Below are 5,901 nucleotides of genomic sequence, written 5' to 3' on the forward strand. Positions count from 1 at the left end.
CCCCAGCCGACGACGCCCGCTCCTGAGCCGACGACGCCGGCTCCGCAGCCGACGACGCCTGCTCCCCAGCCGACGACGCCCGCTCCTGAGCCGACGACACCGGCGCCCGAGCCGACGACGCCCACTCCCGAGCCGTCACAAGGGCTCGGACAGACGTTGAACTCGGATTCGACCTCGACACCGACGACGACTCCGGTCCCCTGATCGCGTCGGACGAGTAAGCCGTAGCGCGCCGACGACTCGCCAGCCCCGCACCCCACATCGGGGTGCGGGGCTGGCTGTTTGATGGTCGCGCCTGCTCGAGGTGTTCCTCACGGCTGATCGCGCCCTGATGGACGTGCCGCGGCGCGGCCTGGGCGTGGCGTGACGCGTGGCGTGACGCGCGGCGTGGCGCGCGCGGCGTGCGGAGACTCACCCGAGATGCGGACGGATGCCGGGGTGCGTCCGCTTCCCTCGTGAATCCCCGCGGCCCGCGTGCGGCGACGGTCGGCATGAAGCGCTGGACCGGGGACTGTTCGTCCGGCGCACGGCGAGGGCGCACACCGCCGGGCACGACAAAGACCCCGCCTCCGCCCGGCCGCTGCACGCGGGTCGGAGGAGGCGGGGTCTTTGTCGCTATGGCGTCGCTATGGCGTCGTTACGAGGAGCGCTTGCGACGCACCAGGAGGGTCGCACCACCGGCGATCGCGAGCCCGGCGACCGCGGTGGCCGGAAGCAGCCATGCGGAGTCACCACCGGTTGCCGGCAGGCCACCGCCGCCACCGCCGCCCGGGGGAACCGGGGTGGGGGTGACCGTCGGCGTGGAAGTCGGCGTCGGTGTGGGGGTCGGCGTCGGTGTGGGGGTCGGCGTCGGAGTGGGGGTCGGCTTGTTGTCACAGCCGAGGACGGTCACTCGCGGGTCCTTGTAGGTGATGACACCCGAGGTCCAGATGGGATCGGAGACGTCGGGGCCGGTCGAGGCGCCGACGATCGCACCCGTGTTGGGAAGGTCCTCGCAGTCGCAACCCGTCAGAGTGGTGCTGTAGCTGATGGTCTCCCCGGGCGCGACCGGTGTCGGCCCGAGAATCTCGTTGCCACCGTAGGGCATCTTCACGACAGCCCAGCCATACACCGGGTCGGCGGAGGGGTTGTCGGCCGTCACGGAGATCGTGACCTGACCGTCGACGCGGTAGTCGAGGACCGCGCTCAGGTCGGGGCCGGCCGCCGGTGCCGCCGACGCGACGAGGCCTCCGGTGCCGATTGCTACCCCGGTTACCAGCGCAACCGTTGCTGCTCCGACGAGCAGTCGGGATCGAGTTTTCATGTGACACTCCCAGTTTGGCCTGGTCGACGGACAACAGCATGCCCCGGTCCCGACGACACATCAGGATTCAAAGGATACTCACGAACTTGCCGCGTACCAAAACTCGACCTCTGCCCCTCGCCGGGACTATAGCGAGAATGCCCGATCGCCGCTCGAAACATCGGGCGAATGGCGTTTCCCACGGGGCTGCCGTCAGCACAGCGACATCCGCCCGGGTAACGTGCCTGAGCGTGGTGGTGGCGTGAACGGGGTGATCCAGGGTTTTGCGATCGTCGGTGCGATCGTGGCGACCGGCTATGTGCTGGGGCGCACCGAGGCCCTCGGTCCGCAGGGTGCGGGAGTGCTGGCACGGCTGTCGTTTCTGATCGGTCTTCCGTCGCTGATGTTCTCGACGCTCGCGCAGGGGGACCCTGACGACGTGTTCAGCACGCCGGCGCTGGTGTCGTTCCTCAGCACGATCGCGGTGATCTCCGTGTTCCTGGCGATCGCCGCCGTGCGGCGCCGGCCTTTCGCGACGGGCCTGCTCGGCGCGTTGAGCGCCGGCTACGTCAACTCGACGAACCTCGGCGTGCCGCTGTCGCACTACGTGCTGGGCAGCGCCGCCTTCGTCACCCCGATCATGCTCTACCAGCTCGCGCTCATCACGCCGGTCGTGCTCATCACCCTCGACATCCGCCGCAGTCGCGGCACGAGTGGATCCTGGAAGCGACGGCTCGTCATGCCGTTGCGGAACCCGGTGACGATCTCGGCGGTGCTCGGCGTGCTGGTCGCCGCGAGCGGAACCGAGGTGCCGCAGCTGATCATCGAGCCCGTCGTGCTCGTGGCGAACATGACGGTGCCCGTGATGCTGCTCGCTTTCGGGATGTCACTCATCGGACTTCGCGCCGAGCCCGTCCCGCGCGAGTCCCGGTGGGATGTCGCCATCGCCATCGTGTTGAAGGTGCTCGTTCAACCGGCGATCGCCATCGGCCTGGCCACCTGGGTCTTCGGCCTCGACGCGACGACGGTGTTCGCCGTCGCCGTCTGCGCCGCCCTGCCGACCGCCCAGAACGTGTTCATCTACGCCGCGCGGTACGGCGAAGCGGAGGCGGTGGTCCGCAACGTGCTGTTGTGGACGACGATCGCGTCGGCGCCGGTGATCCTGCTGATGTCGCAGCTGTTCGTGTGAGCACGTCTGCGACGGGGAACGAAGGGCGACGGCGCCGCGGCACGGGCACGCTTGCTAGACTCTCGGAAACCCGCCTATCGAGGAGATCTCCCATGGCAAACCTCCAAGGATGGCATCTGATCATCCTCCTCGTCATCATCCTGCTGCTCTTCGGCGCCGCGAAGCTTCCGGCGCTCGCGAAGAGCATGGGTCAGTCGGCGCGCGCCTTCAAGGGCGAGATCAGGGCGATGAAGGACGAGGATGGCGTGGCGGATGCCGCGTCAGGGACGCCGACGGTCACGACCGGCATCACGTCCACCCTCGCGGGCTCCGGCAGTACGGAATCCGCACGCCCGACCGCCTGACGGTGAGCGCGTCCCCCGTTCCCGCTCCGGGGAAGGAGCGGTCCGCGTCCCGCGCCCGGCGCACGCTCGACCCGCTCGACACCGCGTCGAGGGGAGTCTGAGGCCATGTTCTTCGGATTGGATGCCGAGAAGCTCTTTCTCATCGCCATCGTCGCGGTGATGGTGGTCGGACCCGAGAAGCTTCCTGTTCTCGCGCAGTCCGTCGCCCGCTTCATCGCGCGCGCCCGCAGTTGGGCCGATGGCGCCAAGGCGCGGGTGAAGGAGGAGATGGGGGACGAGTTCGACGACGTCGAATGGCGCAAGCTCGACCCGCGCCAGTACGACCCGCGACGCATCATCCGGGAGGCCCTGCTCGAGGACGCGACTCCGCCGGCGTCCGGCTCACCCACAGCGCTGCCCGCTGCGCGCACCGAACCCGCCGCCCACACCGCGTCACCCGAACCGAGCGCACCCGAGCCCGGCGCACCTCAGCCCGCCGCCGCCGACCCCAACCTGCCGTCGATCACACCCGACGAGCCCGCTGAGCCTGCCGCACCCGCCGCCTGAGGCCCGCGTGAAGGAGCGTCAGGGCCGCCCCATGCCGTAGTAGGTCCACCCGGCCGCGCGCCACGCGGCGGGATCGAGCCCGTTGCGGCCGTCGACGATGACGCGCCCGGTGGTGAGGGTCGACGCGTGCTCCGGGGGGAGCTGGCGGCGATACTCGTCCCACTCGGTGACGAGGATGACGGCATCCGCGTCGCGCAGCGCCTCGTCGCGGTCTTCGACGTAGGCGAGCTGCGGGTGGACGCGGCGGGCGTTCTCGATCGCGGCCGGGTCGGTCACGGTGACCTTGGCGCCGAGCCCGTGCAGGCGCACGGCGACGTCGAGGGCGGGAGAGTCGCGGATGTCGTCGCTGTGCGGCTTGAACGCCGCCCCGAGGACCGTCACGTTCCTCTCGTACACCGAGCCGCCGAGGCCGTCGACGACGAGCTGGACGGCGCGGTCGCGCCGGCGCAGGTTGATCTCGTCGATCTCGCGCAGGAACGCGACCGACTCGCCGCGGCCGAGTTCTTCGGCGCGGGCGGAGAAGGCGCGGATGTCCTTGGGCAGGCAGCCGCCGCCGAACCCGATGCCGGCACCGAGGAACCGGCGGCCGATACGGGCGTCGTGGCCGATCGCGTCGGCGAGCTGGGTGACATCGGCGCCGGTGACCTCGGCGATCTCGGCCATCGCGTTGATGAAGCTGATCTTGGTCGCGAGGAACGCGTTGGCGGAGACCTTGACGAGCTCGGCGGTCGCGTAGTCGGTGACGATGAACGGCGTGCCCTTCGCGACGGAGGGGTGGTACACCTCGCGAAGGGTCTCGGTGGCGCGCTCGCCCTCGGGACCGGCGGGGACGCCCGCGACGAGGCGGTCGGGGTCGATCGTGTCCTGCACCGCGTATCCCTCGCGGAGGAACTCCGGGTTCCAGACGAGGGTCGCACCGGTGGGGACGATCCTCTCGGCGAGCCCCGCGGCGGTGCCGACCGGGACGGTCGACTTGCCCGCGACGATGTCACCTTCGGCCAGATGGGGGATCAGGGAGTTGACGGCCGTGTTCACGTAGGTCAGGTCGGCGGCGTGACCGTCCTTCTGCTGCGGGGTACCGACCCCGATGAAGTGGACTTTCGAGCCCTTGGCCGCGGCGGGATCGGTGGTGAAGCGCAGACGGCCGGACGCGATCGTTTCGGTGAGGATCTCCTGCAGGCCCGGTTCGAAGAACGGTGCCTCACCGCGCGAGAGCGAGTCGATCTTGCGCTGGTCGACGTCGATGCCCACCACCTCGTGGCCGATCGAGGCCATCGCCGCCGCGTGGACCGCGCCGAGGTAACCGCATCCGATGACAGACAACTTCATGGAGACCACTTTCTCAAAGGGGGTTCGGGATCGCGTGACACGCGTGGCGCGGTGCAGCGGAATGCTGCGGGACGGCCAGGTGGGCGATCGTCGGGGCCAGCGGCAACGCCGGCCCCTCTAGTGTTCCATGAGCGGAGGGCGAGGTCGGTCGCGCGCGCGGCCCCGCCATTCGATGAGCTCCGCGAGGAGAAGCCCCGCGCACGCCCCCGTCGTGTTGGCGACGATGTCGAGCAGGCTCGCGGTGCGTGCGCCGAGCAGGACCCCCTGCGTCGATTCGATCAGCATCGCCGCGATGATGGCGATCGGCAGCACGAGGTAGCGTCGCCGCGGCAGCAAGAGTGCGACGAGCAGCCCGAACGGCACGAACAGCAGGATGTTCGCGCTGAACTCGATGCGGTGGTAGGTCAGCATCGGCAGGATGCGCGTGATCAGGCGCAGCAGCGGCCCCGCCCCGGAGTCGACGGGCACCGGCCAGAAAGCGATGGCCGTAAGAAGCACCAGATACCCGATCAGCCACGCCTGAGGGCGGCGCACGAGCCCACGATACCGCGACGCCGACCGCCGCGACGGCGGTTGCGCGGCCTGCGGGGCATGGCGGCGAGCGGATGCCGCCTGCGCGGCCGCCACCTGCGGCGGGAGGGGACTGACGGCCTGTCCGGGCACGGTCCACCCCGCTGGTAAGTCGATACGCTGATGTGCGCCCACTGAGCCTCCCCGTGCGGCAGAAGGCGGCCCCCGCTCGCCCTCGTCGAAGGTCCCAGTGTAGACCGAGCCCGCGAGCCCGCCTACTCGCGAGACCCCCTACTCGCGAAACCCGCAGGGCGATCGTTCAGGATGACTCTCAATAGACTTGGCCGGTGTCCGATCCCACCCGACGATCGGGGCGCGCCGCGATAGCGGACGCCCCGCGCGCGAAGCGCAAGCGCCCGCTGCTGAGGAGTTTTCGGTTCTGGGTCCCCGTCGGCATCCTGATCGTTGTCGTCGGCATCGGCATCGCCGGATGGCTCGTCGCCGACCGGCTCAAGGATGAGGCGTTCGCGGCGCGTGACGACCTGCGGCAGGCGATTCCGCTGGCGACGACCGTGAAGGACCAGATCCTCACGGGGGACACCGCCGGGGCGCAGGCGACCGCGGCGCGCCTGTCGGAACTCACGGCCGACGCCCGCGCGCACACCGACGGCGACCTGTGGCGCTTCGCCGAGGGCGTACCC

General features: G+C 70.1%; 6 protein-coding genes and 1 pseudogene. 4 read left to right on the forward strand and 3 right to left on the reverse strand.

The features are described from left to right. Positions 1 to 637: 637 nt before the first annotated feature. Positions 638 to 1,303, reverse strand: coding sequence for an LPXTG cell wall anchor domain-containing protein (locus tag WBP48_RS07650; protein ID WP_424438461.1), 666 nt, complete (start codon positions 1,301 to 1,303; stop codon positions 638 to 640). A 241-nt stretch (positions 1,304 to 1,544) separates the two neighbouring features. Here WBP48_RS07650 and WBP48_RS07655 point away from each other — a divergent pair, with 241 nt between their 5' ends. The 3 genes from WBP48_RS07655 to WBP48_RS07665 all read left to right on the forward strand — a co-directional run bounded on the left by WBP48_RS07655 (position 1,545) and on the right by WBP48_RS07665 (position 3,361). Further along, positions 1,545 to 2,471: an AEC family transporter gene (locus tag WBP48_RS07655; RefSeq protein WP_424438464.1), complete on the forward strand. Its 927-nt coding sequence runs from the start codon at positions 1,545 to 1,547 to the stop codon at positions 2,469 to 2,471. A 92-nt stretch (positions 2,472 to 2,563) separates the two neighbouring features. Beyond that, the gene (tatA, locus tag WBP48_RS07660; RefSeq protein ID WP_424438467.1) at positions 2,564 to 2,815 is read left to right on the forward strand and encodes a twin-arginine translocase TatA/TatE family subunit; all 252 of its coding nucleotides are present in this window, start codon (positions 2,564 to 2,566) and stop codon (positions 2,813 to 2,815) included. 105 nt (positions 2,816 to 2,920) lie between these two features. Further along, on the forward strand, positions 2,921 to 3,361 hold the full coding sequence (locus WBP48_RS07665) for a Sec-independent protein translocase TatB (protein WP_424438470.1): 441 nt from the start codon (positions 2,921 to 2,923) through the stop codon (positions 3,359 to 3,361). 18 nt (positions 3,362 to 3,379) lie between these two features. Here the strand turns inward: WBP48_RS07665 and WBP48_RS07670 are convergent, their stop codons facing one another. Then, complete coding sequence (locus WBP48_RS07670) at positions 3,380 to 4,690, reverse strand: UDP-glucose dehydrogenase family protein (protein WP_424438473.1); 1,311 nt, start codon at positions 4,688 to 4,690, stop codon at positions 3,380 to 3,382. Between the two features lie 117 nt (positions 4,691 to 4,807). After that, on the reverse strand, positions 4,808 to 5,224 hold the full coding sequence (locus WBP48_RS07675) for a VanZ family protein (protein WP_424438476.1): 417 nt from the start codon (positions 5,222 to 5,224) through the stop codon (positions 4,808 to 4,810). A gap of 323 nt (positions 5,225 to 5,547) precedes the next feature. Here WBP48_RS07675 and WBP48_RS07680 point away from each other — a divergent pair. Next, positions 5,548 to 5,901: pseudogene (locus WBP48_RS07680) on the forward strand (hypothetical protein); the annotation flags it as partial.

The sequence above is a fragment of the Microbacterium sp. genome, assembly GCF_049661145.1.
Taxonomy (GTDB): domain Bacteria; phylum Actinomycetota; class Actinomycetes; order Actinomycetales; family Microbacteriaceae; genus Microbacterium.

Coding starts and splice junctions, on each gene's coding strand:
- WBP48_RS07650 (WP_424438461.1), bottom strand. CDS start 1,303: ATGAAAACTCGATCCCGACTGCTCGTCGGAGCAGCAACGGTTGCGCTG.
- tatA (WP_424438467.1), top strand. CDS start 2,564: ATGGCAAACCTCCAAGGATGGCATCTGATCATCCTCCTCGTCATCATC.
- WBP48_RS07665 (WP_424438470.1), top strand. CDS start 2,921: ATGTTCTTCGGATTGGATGCCGAGAAGCTCTTTCTCATCGCCATCGTC.
- WBP48_RS07670 (WP_424438473.1), bottom strand. CDS start 4,690: ATGAAGTTGTCTGTCATCGGATGCGGTTACCTCGGCGCGGTCCACGCG.